This window comes from Streptomyces sp. NPDC047880 (assembly GCF_040706515.1).
Classification (GTDB): domain Bacteria; phylum Actinomycetota; class Actinomycetes; order Streptomycetales; family Streptomycetaceae; genus Streptomyces.
In genome coordinates, this window is the sequence record NZ_JBEZOK010000002.1 from 290,440 (window position 1) to 304,063 (window position 13,624).

A 13,624-nucleotide genomic window follows, 5' to 3' on the forward strand; every position below is an offset into this window, starting at 1 on the left:
CTACGGGGATCACGCCGGGTCGCCGAGGGCCGTCTCATCCTTCGGCGGTGTGAGTCGTTTGTGGAAGTGGACGTCCTCGTGGCCGCCGGGGACGCCCCCGATGCGGGCCCGTTCCCGGAAGCCGAGCCTCGGGTAGAAGCCGGGCGCCTGGAAGCTGTACGTGGAGACGATCATGTCGGTGCAGCCGCGTCGGACGGCCTCGTCCTGCGCCGCTCGTAGGAGCCGGCCGCCCCAGCCGCAGTGCCGCCGGTCCTCGCGCACCCACAGCAGGTCCACCGAGCACAGGGTGCCCCAGGTCCAGGCGGTGAGCCCGCCGACCAGGTCGCCGCTGTCGTCGGTGACGGAGACGGAGAGGGGCTCGGTCACGGCCCCGCCGGCGGCGGCGGTGTTGAAGGCGGTCAGTTCCTCGTCGAGCCGTCTCTCGAGGTCGTCGTCCCGGCCGCCGACCCGGAGCGAGCCCGCTGGGGTGTGCTGTTCGCTGGTCACGGCCCGGAGTCTGCCGGAGCGGCCAGGGCGGCGGCGACCGGATTTCGCCGCCCGGAGTGTGCCGGGGCGGCCAGGGCGGCGGCGACCGGATTTCGCCGCGCCGGGGCCCGTCCGCGGCGGGGCGTGCCCTCGTACAGTGGAACCGGGTTCAGGGGCGTCTTGGGGGTGAGGCGTGGCGAAGGACGGGCCGGTCGAGCACGGCTACCCGCATCTGGAGACGGTGCGGGCGGCCATCACGGCGTTGTACAGACGACTGTCGTACGACACGGTCCGGACGTTCGAGACCAGCGTGCTCCCCGTCGACGTGGCGTTCTGCGACACCGACGACCTGCATCCGGGGGTGCAGCGGGTGGCGCACGAGCTGGTGCGGCACTACCGGCTGCCGGACGCCCGGCTGATCGTGAGCTTCCGGGAGATGCGGCACGCGGCGAACGTGGAGCTCACGCCCGGGCCGGAGTACTTCGTGGAGTTGAACGACCGGTTCCGTACGCATCGGCGGGACATCGGCGCGGCTCTGGCGCACGAGGTGATGCACGTGTACCTGCATCGCCTCGGCCTGTCGTTCCCGGGCGTGCGGGACAACGAGATCCTCACCGACACCGCGACGACGTACCTGGGAGCGGGGTGGCTGCTGCTGGACGCGTTCCGGGAGGACGGCGCGTCATCGCAGAAGCTGGGGTATCTCACGCCGGAGGAGTTCGGGTACGTGCTGGCCAAGCGGGCGCTGGTCTTCGGGGAGGACCCGTCGGTGTGGTTCACCAGTGCGCAGGCGTACACGGCGTATGTGAAGGGGAGGGAGCTGGCCCGCCGTGACGGGCAGGAGCCTCCGCTGACGGCGGCGGGGTGGGCGGGGCGGCGGCGGTACGCCCGGGACCGGCGGCACGCGCCGGCGGGTCCGCCGCAGCCGGGGGTGCGCTACGCGTTCTCCCCCGACGGGGGCGGCCGGCTGCGGGTGTCGTTCCCGTGCCCCACGTGTCACCAGCGGATCAGGGTGCCGGTGCGGGGGCGGGTCCGGGCACGGTGTGCGCTGTGCCGGAGCGTGCTGGAGTGCGATACGTAGCGGGTGCGTGCCGGATCCCGGCGGTCAGTGGGGGTGGTCGCCGCTGGTGATCTCGCGGTACTGCTCCACGGTCGGCTTCTCGATGCGGGCGTCGGGTCCGTACATGGCCTTCGCGAGCCGGGCGCGCAGCCGCTCGGACCGTTTGATCCTGCGGCGCACGCCCGCCGCGTCGATCTCGGGCCCGATCTCGTGGGGCGGGCGCTGTTCGTGCTGGGTGAGGGTGAACAGCTCGGCCTGGGTGAGGGGCTCGTGGACCTCGATGTACTCGCCGGTGGGCAGCCGCTTGATGGTGCCGGTCTCCCTGCCGTGCAGCACTTTGGCGCGGTCGCGGCGCTGCAGGCCCATGCAGATCTTCTTCGTGACGATGAACGCGGCGACCGGCAGCACGAAGACGCCGATCCGCACGAACCAGGTGATCACGTTGATGGACAGGTGGAGGTGGGTGGCGACGATGTCGTTGCCGCCGCCGATCAGCAGCACCGCGTACAGGGTCAGCCAGGCCACGCCGAGGCCGGTGCGCACGGGCGCGTTGCGCGGCCGGTCCAGGATGTGGTGCTCGCGCTTGTCGCCGGTGATCCACGCCTCGATGAAGGGGTAGAGGCCCAGGGCGAGCAGGATCAGCGGGAACAGCGAGAAGGGGATGAACACGCCGAGGACGAGCGTGTGCCCCCAGAAGTTGATCTCCCATCCCGGCATCACCCGGATCAGGCCCTCGGAGAACCCGAGGTACCAGTCGGGCTGGGCGCCGGTGGTGACCAGGTCGGGGCGGTAGGGGCCGAAGGCCCACACGGGGTTGATCTGGGCGATGGCGCCCATCACCGTCAGGACGCCGAAGACGAGGAAGAAGAAGCCGCCGGCCTTGGCCATGTACACCGGCAGGAACGGCATGCCGACGACCGACCGCTCCTGGCGTCCGGGGCCGGGGAACTGGGTGTGCTTGTGGTAGAAGACCAGGATCAGATGGGCGGTGACCAGGCCCAGCATGATCCCGGGCAGCAGCAGGATGTGGACGGGGTACAGCCGCGAGATGATGTCCTCGCCCGGGAACTCCCCGCCGAACAGGAAGAACGACAGGTACGTCCCGACGATCGGGATGGACAGGATCGCGCCCTGGGCGAAGCGGATGCCGGTGCCGGACAGCAGGTCGTCGGGGAGGGAGTAGCCGGTGAGGCCGGTGATGATGCCGAGCATCAGCAGGCTCCAGCCGAAGAGCCAGTTCAGCTCGCGCGGCTTGCGGAAGGCGCCCGTGAAGAACACCCGCATCATGTGCACCAGCATGCCGGTGATGAAGACCAGGGCCGCCCAGTGGTGGATCTGGCGGATCAGCAGCCCGCCGCGCACGTCGAAGCTGATGTCCAGCGTGGACTCGAACGCCTTGCTCATGAGGACGCCGTTGAGCTCCGTGTAGGAGCCGTGGTAGACGACCTCCTGCATGCTGGGCTCGAAGAACAGGGTGAGGTAGACGCCGGTGAGGATCAGCACGACGAAGCTGTAGAGGGTGACCTCGCCCAGCATGAAGGACCAGTGGTCCGGGAAGACCTTGCGCATGTTGGCCTTGGCCAGGCCGTAGAGCCCGAGCCGCCCGTCCGCCCAGTCGGCGAGCTTCTCGCCCTTGCCGGTGGGAGGTCTCCGGTCGGAGTCCGTCCCGTACACCCGTCGTGCGCCGTCGTCGCCCATACGTCGTCGCCTCCCCGTCGGATCCTTCCCAGCGTGGCACGGCGGCGCGGCCGTGCAAACGGGGCGTGGGCCAAGGGGCGGGCCGGTTGGGCCAGGGGGGCGAGGGCCGGTCAGCGGCTGCCGGGGTCCCTGACGATCCCTTGCGCCCGGGCGGCCACGAGCCACTTCGGGAACTCGCCCACCAGCCGGTCGTACAACTCGGCGTCCGGGACCTTTCGCGGGTCCTGCCCCGCGTGGAAGAACCCGGCGTTGTCGACGACCCGCTTGGCGGGCACGGCCAGCTCGTCCAGCTTGCGCAGGAAGTCGAACTGCTTGCTGCCGGGGTCGCCGAACCCGATGAACTGCCAGAACAGCGGCAGCCTGGCCGCCTTGCACAGATAGCGTTCCGCGGCGAGCTTGTTGATCGGCCCGCCGTCGGTCTGGAACACCACCAGGGCGGGTTGCGTCGAGCCGCTTTCGAGGTAGTGGTCGATCACGGCGTCCATCGCCAGGTGGTAGCTGGTCTTCCCCATGTGCCCGAGGCCGGCCACGATCCGCTCGATCCGCCCCTCGTGCCCGGCCAGGGCGATCTCGGTCTCGGCGTCGACATCGGTGGAGAAGAACACGACGGGCACGCTGCCGTCGTCGTCGAGGTGGGCCGACAGCCCGAGCACCCGGTCCGCCAGCGCCTGCACGCTGCCGTCCCGGTAGTACGGCTTCATCGAGCCGGAGTAGTCGATGACGAGGTAGACCGCGGCCCGCAGCCCGTCGAGGCCGTGCTTGGTGAGGGACACCCCGGCGCTCTTGTAGAGGTTCACCAGGGCGGGAGCGGTCTCCTGCACCTTGCTCAGACTGATCGCGACCATGGGTCGCATCCTCTCACTCCTCGACGACCACTCCGATCACTCCTGGACCACCGCCCCGTTCACTCCTGGACCGGACCGTTGCTCCGGTCACTCCTCCACGACCGCACCGTCGCTCAGCTCCAGCACCCGGTCGGCCAGGCCGAGGAGTTGGGGGTCGTGGGTGGCGACGAGGGCCGTGACACGCTCGCTGAGCACCACGGCCCGCAGCAGCTCCATCACCGCCAGGCCGGTGGCGGCGTCGAGCCGGCCGGTCGGCTCGTCGGCGAGCAGCAGGGCAGCTCGCTTTCGCCGAGCGCGGACAGGTCGGTCCCGTCCACCACGACACGGCCGCGCTGCGGGCAGTCGAGGCCGCCGATCAGGTGGAGCAGCGTCGACTTGCCGGAGCCCGAACGGCCCTTGAGGGCGACGAGTTCACCGCGCCGGACGGCGAAGGAGGCCCCGCGCAGCGCGTGCACGGCCGCGGCCCCCGTGCCGTGGACGACCTGCTGTCCCTGCTCGGCGTCGCCGACTGCCGGGACCGTCGTCCGCAGGCGATGTCCGGTGGCCAGCAGCAGCGCGTCGCGATCGCCGTCGCCCTCGCCAACGCCCCCGCCGTCCTCCTCGCCGACGAGCCGACCGGCGAGCTGGACTCGGCGACCGGGCAGCAGGTCTTCGCGGCGTTCCGCCGGGCCAACGAGGAGCTGGGGACGACGATCGTCATCGTCACGCACGACCAGGCGGTCGCCGGCGAGGTCCGCCGCACGGTCGCGATCCGCGACGGCCGCACCTCGACGGAGGTGCTGCGCCGCACGGAGGTCGACGAGACGGGCCGGGAGTCCCTGGTGGCCCGTGAGTACGCGATGCTCGACAGCGCGGGCCGTCTCCAGCTGCCGGCCGAGTACACCGCGGGCCCTGGGCATGGCGGACCGGGTGCTGCAGGAGCTGGAGGAGGACCACCTCCAGGTGTGGCCGGACGGGCACGCGAACGCACCCGGAACCGGGAACGGCTGAGGACGTGCGACGGCGCCCGCCCAGTCGTCCGGTCGGGGACAAGGGGCAGGCGCCGTCAGTGTTCCGCACGCCTTTGTGCGGGACGTCCTGTGAGGTGCGGTCGGACCACGGGTGAGGTGGTCGGACCGCGGGTGAGGTGCGGTCAGACCATCAGCGCGCGGTCCGTCGGGCGGATCGGCGCCGGCAGCTCGCTCGCGCCCGTGAGGGCACGGTCCACTCCGCGCGCCGCCGAGCGGCCCTCCGCGATCGCCCAGACGATGAGCGACTGACCGCGGCCGGCGTCACCGGCCACGAACACGCCCGGCACGTTGGTCCGGAAGTCGGCGTCGCGGGCGATGTTGCCGCGCTCGTCGAGCTCCAGGCCGAACTGCTCGACCAGACCGTTGTCCCGGTCGGTGCCGGTGAAGCCCATGGCGAGGGTGACCAGCTGCGCGGGGATCTTGCGCTCGGAGCCCGGCTTCGGGGTCAGCTTGCCGTCGATGAACTCCACCTCGGTGAGGTGCAGCCACTGGACGTTGCCGTCCTCGTCGCCCTCGAAGTGGGTCGTCGAGACGGAGTAGACCCGCTCGCCGCCCTCCTCGTGCGCCGAGGTGACCTTGTACAGCATGGGGAAGGTCGGCCAGGGCTGGTTGACCGGGTGCCGCTCCTCGCCCGGGCGGGGCATGATCTCCAGCTGCGTGACGGAGGCCGCGCCCTGGCGGTGGGCGGTGCCCACGCAGTCCGCGCCGGTGTCGCCGCCGCCGATGACCACGACGTGCTTGCCCTCGGCGGAGATGGGGGGCGCCACGAAGTCGCCCTCCTGCACCTTGTTGGCCAGCGGCAGGTACTCCATGGCCTGGTAGATGCCCTTGAGTTCGCGTCCGGGCACCGGCAGGTCACGGGCCGTGGTGGCGCCGACGGCCAGGACGACCGCGTCGTAGCGCTTCTTCAGGTCCGTGGCCTTCAGGTCGCGGCCGATCTCGACGCCCGTGCGGAAGCGGGTGCCCTCCGCGCGCATCTGCTCGATGCGGCGGTTGATGTGCCGCTTCTCCATCTTGAACTCGGGGATGCCGTAGCGGAGGAGGCCTCCGATGCGGTCCGCGCGCTCGTAGACGGCGACGGTGTGACCGGCGCGGGTCAGCTGCTGGGCGGCGGCGAGGCCGGCCGGGCCCGAGCCGACGACGGCGACGGTCTTGCCGGACAGGCGCTCCGGGATCTGCGGGGCGACGTCCCCGGTCTCCCACGCCTTGTCGATGATCGAGACCTCGACGTTCTTGATGGTGACCGGCGGCTGGTTGATGCCGAGCACACACGCCGCCTCGCAGGGAGCGGGGCACAGACGGCCGGTGAACTCCGGGAAGTTGTTCGTCGCGTGCAGACGCTCCGAAGCCGCCGCCCAGTCCTCGCGGTAGGCGTAGTCGTTCCACTCGGGGATCAGGTTCCCGAGCGGACAGCCGTTGTGGCAGAACGGGATGCCGCAGTCCATGCAGCGGCTGGCCTGCTTGCTGATGATGGGCAGCAGCGAGCCGGGGACGTAGACCTCGTTCCAGTCCTTGACGCGCTCCTCGACGGGGCGGGACTTGGCGAGCTCGCGCCCGTGGTTCAGGAAGCCCTTCGGGTCAGCCATTGATCGCCGCCTCCATCATCTTCTCGTGGGTCTCGGTCTCGGAGAGACCGGCTCGCTCGGCGGCGTCCTTGGCGGCGAGCACTGCCTTGTACGTGCTGGGGATGATCCTGCTGAAGCGCTCGACGGCGGTGTCCCACTCGGCCAGGAGCTTCTCGGCGACGGTGGAGCCCGTCTCCTCCTGGTGGCGGCGGACCACGTCGTGCAGCCACTGCTTGTCGGTGTCGTCCAGCGGCTCGACGGCGTCCAGGTTGCCGACGTTGACGTTGTCGCGGTCCAGGTCGATCACGTAGGCGATACCGCCGGACATGCCGGCCGCGAAGTTGCGGCCCGTCTCGCCGAGGACCACCGCGTGACCACCGGTCATGTACTCGCAGCCGTGGTCGCCCACGCCCTCGGAGACGACCGTGGCACCGGAGTTGCGGACGCAGAACCGCTCGCCGACCTTGCCGCGCAGGAACATCTCGCCGCCGGTGGCGCCGTAGCCGATGGTGTTGCCGGCGATGACGCTGTACTCGGCGAGGTGGTCGGCCGCGCGGTCCGGGCGGACGACGATCCGGCCGCCGGACAGGCCCTTGCCGACGTAGTCGTTGGCGTCGCCCTCCAGGCGGAGCGTGACACCGCTCGGCACGAACGCGCCGAAGGACTGGCCGGCGGAGCCGGTGAAGGTGATGTCGATGGTGTCGTCGGGCAGGCCCGCACCGCCGAACTTCTTCGTCACCTCGTGGCCGAGCATGGTGCCGACCGTGCGGTTGATGTTGCGGATCTCCACCTGGGCGCGCACCGGCTGGGCGTCATGGGCACCGGTTGCGGAGAGCGCGTCGGCGGCCAGCTTGATCAGCTGGTTGTCGAGCGCCTTCTCCAGACCGTGGTCCTGGGCGATCAGCTGGTGGCGGACCGCGCCCTCGGGCAGCTCGGGCACGTGGAACAGCGGCTCCAGGTCCAGGCCCTGCGCCTTCCAGTGGTCGACCGCGCGGGTCACGTCGAGCGCCTCGGCGTGGCCGACGGCCTCCTCGATGGAGCGGAAGCCCAGCTCGGCGAGGATCTCGCGGACCTCTTCGGCGATGAACTGGAAGAAGTTCACGACGTACTCGGCCTTGCCGGAGTAGCGCTCGCGCAGCACCGGGTTCTGCGTGGCGATGCCGACCGGGCAGGTGTCCAGGTGGCAGACGCGCATCATGACGCAGCCGGAGACGACGAGCGGCGCGGTCGCGAAACCGAACTCCTCGGCGCCGAGCAGCGCGGCGATGACGACGTCACGGCCGGTCTTCAGCTGGCCGTCGGTCTGGACGACGATGCGGTCGCGCAGGCCGTTGAGCAGCAGCGTCTGCTGGGTCTCGGCGAGGCCGAGCTCCCAGGGACCGCCGGCGTGCTTCAGCGAGGTGAGCGGCGAGGCGCCCGTACCGCCGTCGTGGCCGGAGATGAGCACGACGTCCGCGTGCGCCTTGGACACACCCGCGGCGACCGTGCCGACGCCGACCTCGGAGACCAGCTTGACGTGAATCCGCGCCTGCGGGTTCGCGTTCTTCAGGTCGTGGATCAGCTGGGCGAGGTCCTCGATGGAGTAGATGTCGTGGTGCGGCGGCGGCGAGATGAGGCCGACACCGGGCGTCGAGTGACGCGTCTTGGCGACCCACGGGTAGACCTTGTGGCCGGGCAGCTGGCCGCCCTCGCCGGGCTTGGCGCCCTGGGCCATCTTGATCTGGATGTCGTCGGAGTTGACCAGGTACTCGGAGGTCACACCGAAGCGGCCGGAGGCGACCTGCTTGATGGACGACCGGCGCGCCGGGTCGTACAGGCGCTCCGGGTCCTCGCCGCCCTCACCGGTGTTGGACTTGCCGCCCAGCTGGTTCATGGCGATGGCGAGGGTCTCGTGCGCCTCCTGGGAGATGGAGCCGTACGACATGGCGCCCGTGGAGAAGCGCTTGACGATCTCGGAGACGGGCTCGACCTCGTCGATGGAGATCGGCTTGCGGTCCGACTTGAAGCCGAACAGGCCGCGCAGCGTCATCAGGCGCTCGGACTGCTCGTTCACGCGCTCGGTGTACTTCTTGAAGATGTCGTACTTGCCGGAGCGCGTGGAGTGCTGGAGGCGGAAGACCGTCTCGGGGTCGAACAGGTGCGGCTCGCCCTCGCGGCGCCACTGGTACTCGCCGCCTATCTCCAGCGCGCGGTGCGCCGGGGCGATGCCGGAGGCCGGGTAGGCCTTGGCGTGCCGGGCGGCGACCTCCTTGGCGACGACGTCGATGCCCACGCCGCCGATCTTGGTGGCCGTGCCGTTGAAGTACTTCTCGACGAAGGCCTCGTCGAGACCGACGGCCTCGAAGACCTGGGCGCCGCGGTAGGAGGCGACGGTCGAGATGCCCATCTTCGACATGACCTTCAGCACGCCCTTGCCGAGGGCGTAGATCAGGTTGCGGATGGCCTTCTCGGGCTCGATGCCGGGCAGGAAGGTGCCGGCGCGGACCAGGTCCTCGACGGACTCCATCGCCAGGTACGGGTTGACGGCGGCGGCGCCGTAGCCGATGAGCAGGGCGACGTGGTGGACCTCGCGGACGTCACCGGCCTCGACCAGCAGGCCCACCTGGGTGCGCTGCTTGGTGCGGATGAGGTGGTGGTGGACGGCCGCGGTGAGCAGCAGCGACGGGATCGGCGCGTGCTCGGCGTCCGAGTGACGGTCCGACAGGACGATCAGGCGGGCGCCGTTCTCGATGGCGGCGTCGGCCTCGGCGCAGATCTCCTCGATGCGGGCGGCCAGGGCGTCACCGCCGCCGTGCACCCGGTACAGGCCGGAGAGCGTGGCGGCCTTGAAGCCGGGCATGTCGCCGTCGGCGTTGATGTGGATGAGCTTGGCCAGCTCGTCGTTGTCGATCACCGGGAAGGGCAGCAGGACGCTGCGGCAGGAGGCCGCGTTCGGGTCCAGCAGGTTGCCCTGCGGGCCGAGCGAGCTGCGCAGGGAGGTGACCAGTTCCTCGCGGATCGCGTCCAGCGGCGGGTTGGTGACCTGCGCGAACAGCTGGGTGAAGTAGTCGAAGAGCAGCCGCGGGCGGTCCGACAGGGCGGCGATCGGCGAGTCGGTGCCCATCGAACCGATCGGCTCGGCACCGGCCTTGGCCATCGGCGCGAGGATGACGCGCAGCTCCTCCTCGGTGTAGCCGAAGGTCTGCTGGCGGCGGGTGACGGAGGCGTGCGTGTGCACGATGTGCTCGCGCTCGGGCAGGTCCTCGAGCTCGATCTCGCCGGCCTCGAGCCACTCCGCGTAGGGGTTCTCGGCGGCGAGCTCGGCCTTGATCTCGTCGTCCTCGATGATGCGGTGCTCGGCCGTGTCGACGAGGAACATGCGGCCGGGCTGGAGGCGGCCCTTGCGGACGACCTTGGAGGGGTCGATGTCCAGGACGCCGACCTCGGAGCCGAGGACGACGAGGCCGTCGTCGGTGACCCAGTAGCGGCCGGGGCGCAGGCCGTTGCGGTCGAGGACCGCGCCGACCTGGGTGCCGTCGGTGAAGGTGACGCAGGCCGGGCCGTCCCAGGGCTCCATCATCGTGGAGTGGAACTGGTAGAAGGCGCGACGGGCCGGGTCCATGGAGTCGTGGTTCTCCCACGCCTCCGGGATCATCATCAGCACCGAGTGCGGCAGCGAGCGGCCGCCCAGGTGCAGGAGCTCCAGGACCTCGTCGAAGGAGGCAGAGTCGGAGGCGTCGGGCGTGCAGACCGGGAAGATCCGGTCGATGGCCTTGTCGTCGCCGCCGAACAGGTCCGAGACGAGCTGCGACTCGCGGGCCACCATCCAGTTGCGGTTGCCCTTGACGGTGTTGATCTCACCGTTGTGCGCGACGAACCGGTACGGGTGGGCCAGCGGCCACGACGGGAACGTGTTCGTCGAGAACCGGGAGTGCACGAGCGCGATCGCGGAGGCGAAGCGGCGGTCGGACAGGTCTGGGAAGAAGGGCTCCAGCTGGCCGGTGGTCAGCATGCCCTTGTAGACGATCGTCCGGGCGGACAGCGACGGGAAGTAGACGCCGGCCTCGCGCTCGGCGCGCTTGCGCAGCACGAAGGCCTTGCGGTCGAGGGCGATGCCCTGGGAGGCGCCGTCACCGACGAAGATCTGACGGAAGACCGGCATGGTCGACCGGGCGGTGGCACCCAGGAGCTGGGGCGCGACCGGCACCTCGCGCCAGCCGAGGACGGTGAGGCCCTCGTCGGCGGCGATCGTCTCGATCTGTGAGACGGCGTCGGCGGTGGAGTCCTCCGGCAGGAAGGCGATGCCGACGGCGTAGGAACCGGCGTCGGGCAGTTCGAATCCGGCCACGTCACGGAAGAAGGCGTCCGGGACCTGCGACAGGATGCCGGCACCGTCGCCGGAGTCGGGCTCGGAGCCGGTGGCACCACGGTGTTCGAGGTTGCGCAGAACGGTCAGAGCCTGCTCGACCAGGGTGTGGGACGCCTCGCCGGTGAGGGTGGCGACGAAGCCGACGCCACAGGCGTCGTGCTCGTTGCGGGGGTCGTACATACCCTGCGCAGCAGGGCGAGCATCCATGAACGACCAGTTCTGGCCATTCGCGGAATGCTGGGACGGCTGGCGCGGCGTACGCATCGGCTCTCCCGTCGTCGTCATGTGGCATATGCAAGTGCCGAGGGACGACGTTGGCCCTCGCGTGATCGCAAAATTTCGTGCAGGTTACATGATGGAGCGGTTCTCGGGAACCGGGATAATCCGTTCCAGCATGCGGACACTGCGGGGTTCGCGGCGGGGGTACCGCGCCAGCAGTGGAAGCTATGGAGGGGCCGCACGGAACGATCGGGTCAGATCGCTTTCCGTCGGCCCGGGGAGCGGGACGGGCCTCTTCGCCCACCCGCTGGGTGCGCGGCGAGCGTCGTTGCCCGCAGCGCTTACGGCTCATGCCCGGTGGTCGCACACCCGAAACCAACGAGTAACGACTACTTATGCGATCCCTTGCATAAGTTCAGGTCGCGCTATCCTACGGCCGTTCCGAACAAGGTGCCCAGGGCGTACGTCACACCGGCCGCCGCGCCACCCAGGAACAGCTGCCGCAGACCGCTGTACCACCAGGTGCGCGCCGTCACCTTGGCCACCACCGCACCGCACAGGAAGAGCCCCAGCAGCGCCAGCAGTACGGCCGGCCACATGCTGCTCGCCCCCAGCAGATAGGGCAGGACGGGAACCAGCGCGCCCAGCGCGAAGGAGCCGAAGCTCGACACCGCGGCCACGGTGGGCGAGGGCAGATCGCCGGGGTCGATCCCCAGTTCCTCCCGGGCGTGGATCTCCAGCGCCTGCTCGGGGTCCTTCGACAGCTGCCGGGCCACCTCCCGGGCCAGCCGCGGCTCGACTCCCCTCGACTCGTAGAGCGCGGCGAGCTCGGCCTCCTCGTCCTTGGGGTGCTTGCGCAGCTGCCGCCGCTCCACGTCCAGCTCGGCCTCGACGAGTTCGCGCTGCGAGGCGACGGAGGTGTACTCGCCGGCGGCCATGGAGAAGGCGCCGGCGGCGAGGCCCGCGAGCCCGCTCAGGACCACGGTGTGCTGACTGACCGCACCGCCCGCGACACCGGTCATCAGGGCGAGATTGGAGACGAGGCCGTCCATCGCGCCGAACACCGCGGGACGCAGCCAGCCGCCGTTCACGTCCCGGTGCGTGTGGTTGTCCCGGTGCGCCTCGTGCAGCGTCGCCTCGGTCTCGATGATGGCCATGAAAAGAACCCCACTCCCCACAGTCCTGAATGCTCTTTGGACAAGTTCCAGAGTTTTACAACGCAAAAACTACGCCCCGGATTCCTTCCCCGCCAGCAAGGAAAGGCTGGGCTAACCTGCGGTTTTACCATTTGTCGCTCACTTGATCATCAGTGCGCACAGATGTCGACCGGGTGATGCTGGGGCTCGCGAGGCTCGGCGGAGTCACCGGAGTGGGACACATGCCGTATGGCATCGATCGGGCTCCGCGCACGGGCACGGGGCGCACTGCTGGGCCTGGCCGTCGGTGACGCGCTCGGGGCCCCTGCCGAGAACATGAAGCCCTCCGAGATCCGCGCGCGGTGGGGCCGGATCACCGGGTACGTCGCCGAGAGGCCGGCCGGCACGGACGACACCGAGTACGCGATCTTCTCCGGTCTGCTGCTGGCCCGGCACGGCTCCGCACTCACCCCCGCCCATGTGGAAGCGGCCTGGCACGAGTGGATCGCCGACCGCGACGAGGGCCGGTTCCGGGGCGCCGGTTTCAGTGAACGCGGCACGCTGGAAAACCTTCGCCGGGGTCTGGCCGCCCCGATCTCCGCCCAGCACCGGCACGCCTGGAGCGACGGTCTGGCGATGCGCGCGGCCCCCTTCGGGGTGTTCGCGGCGGGCCGCCCGGCGGAGGCGGCCCGGCTGGTCGCGATCGACGGCTCGGTGAGCCACGACGGCGAGGGCATCTACGGCGGCCAGGCCGTGGCCGCGGGCGTCGCGGCGGCCATGGCGGGCGCCCCGTCGGACGCGGTCGTGGCGGCGGCCCTCGCGGTCGTCCCCGACGACTCCTGGACGGCCCGCAGCCTGCGCCGCGCCGTGACCGTCGCCCACCACGGCGAACGCGCGGTCCGCTCCGCGGTCGTCATCGGCGGCTACCCCTGGACCGACCTGGCCCCCGAGGCGGTCGCCCTCGCCTTCGGCGCGTACGCGGCGGCCGACGGCGACTTCGAGGAGTCGGTCCTGACCGCGGTGAACATGGGCCGCGACGCGGACACGACGGCAGCGGTGGCGGGAGCACTGGCGGGAGCGACCCGTGGCGTGTCGGCGATCCCCGGGACCTGGGCGACCCCCATCGGCCCGGTCCACGGCAGATGCCTCCCGGCGATGGCCGGCCACCACGTCCTGGAGGTCGCGGACCTGCTGACACCGGCACCCTGCGGCACAGACCCGGAACCGACGGACTTCGTCCTGGCGGGCGACGGAACGGAGACCCCCTCATGACCACAC

Annotated in this window: 9 protein-coding genes and 2 pseudogenes; 3 read left to right on the plus strand and 8 right to left on the minus strand. The window is 70.6% G+C overall.

Going from position 1 to position 13,624, the window contains the following annotated elements:
- Positions 1–9: 9 nt before the first annotated feature.
- The gene (locus AB0937_RS05210) at positions 10–486 is read right to left on the minus strand and encodes a GNAT family N-acetyltransferase (protein ID WP_366709559.1); all 477 of its coding nucleotides are present in this window, start codon (positions 484–486) and stop codon (positions 10–12) included.
- 172 nt (positions 487–658) lie between these two features.
- Here AB0937_RS05210 and AB0937_RS05215 point away from each other — a divergent pair, with 172 nt between their 5' ends.
- Positions 659–1,546 (plus strand): hypothetical protein, encoded by an 888-nt coding sequence (locus AB0937_RS05215; protein WP_366709560.1) that lies wholly within the window; start codon positions 659–661, stop codon positions 1,544–1,546.
- Positions 1,547–1,570: 24 nt separating this feature from the next.
- On the opposite strand, the gene AB0937_RS05220 is transcribed toward AB0937_RS05215, so the two are convergent.
- The 4 genes and pseudogenes from AB0937_RS05220 to AB0937_RS05235 all read right to left on the minus strand — a co-directional run.
- Positions 1,571–3,223 (minus strand): cytochrome bc complex cytochrome b subunit, encoded by a 1,653-nt coding sequence (locus tag AB0937_RS05220; RefSeq protein ID WP_366709561.1) that lies wholly within the window; start codon positions 3,221–3,223, stop codon positions 1,571–1,573.
- 110 nt (positions 3,224–3,333) lie between these two features.
- Positions 3,334–4,068 (minus strand): VWA domain-containing protein, encoded by a 735-nt coding sequence (locus AB0937_RS05225; RefSeq protein ID WP_366709562.1) that lies wholly within the window; start codon positions 4,066–4,068, stop codon positions 3,334–3,336.
- A gap of 87 nt (positions 4,069–4,155) precedes the next feature.
- A complete protein-coding gene (locus tag AB0937_RS05230) occupies positions 4,156–4,287 on the minus strand; it encodes a hypothetical protein (RefSeq protein WP_366709563.1) in 132 nt (43 codons plus the stop codon).
- A pseudogene (locus AB0937_RS05235) lies at positions 4,284–4,454 on the minus strand (ATP-binding cassette domain-containing protein); the annotation flags it as partial. The gene AB0937_RS05230 and the pseudogene AB0937_RS05235, both read right to left, overlap by 4 nt.
- Between AB0937_RS05235 and AB0937_RS05240 the strand changes: the two are divergent.
- Positions 4,401–5,058 (plus strand): annotated as a pseudogene (locus AB0937_RS05240) (ATP-binding cassette domain-containing protein); the annotation flags it as partial. The pseudogenes AB0937_RS05235 and AB0937_RS05240 overlap by 54 nt on opposite strands.
- Positions 5,059–5,200: 142 nt before the next feature.
- On the opposite strand, the gene AB0937_RS05245 reads toward AB0937_RS05240, so the two are convergent.
- The 3 genes from AB0937_RS05245 to AB0937_RS05255 form a co-directional block, all read right to left on the minus strand.
- Positions 5,201–6,664 carry a glutamate synthase subunit beta gene (locus AB0937_RS05245; RefSeq protein ID WP_366709564.1) on the minus strand — a complete coding sequence of 488 codons (1,464 nt, stop codon included), beginning with the start codon at positions 6,662–6,664 and terminating at the stop codon, positions 5,201–5,203.
- Entirely contained in the window at positions 6,657–11,255 is a 4,599-nt protein-coding gene (gltB, locus tag AB0937_RS05250) for a glutamate synthase large subunit (protein WP_366709730.1), read from the minus strand. The genes AB0937_RS05245 and gltB overlap by 8 nt, the downstream gene beginning before the upstream one ends.
- A gap of 380 nt (positions 11,256–11,635) precedes the next feature.
- Entirely contained in the window at positions 11,636–12,367 is a 732-nt protein-coding gene (locus AB0937_RS05255) for a VIT1/CCC1 transporter family protein (RefSeq protein ID WP_366709565.1), read from the minus strand.
- Positions 12,368–12,595: 228 nt separating this feature from the next.
- Between AB0937_RS05255 and AB0937_RS05260 the strand changes: the two genes are divergently transcribed.
- Positions 12,596–13,618 carry an ADP-ribosylglycohydrolase family protein gene (locus AB0937_RS05260; RefSeq protein WP_366709566.1) on the plus strand — a complete coding sequence of 341 codons (1,023 nt, stop codon included), beginning with the start codon at positions 12,596–12,598 and terminating at the stop codon, positions 13,616–13,618.
- Positions 13,619–13,624: the final 6 nt, after the last annotated feature.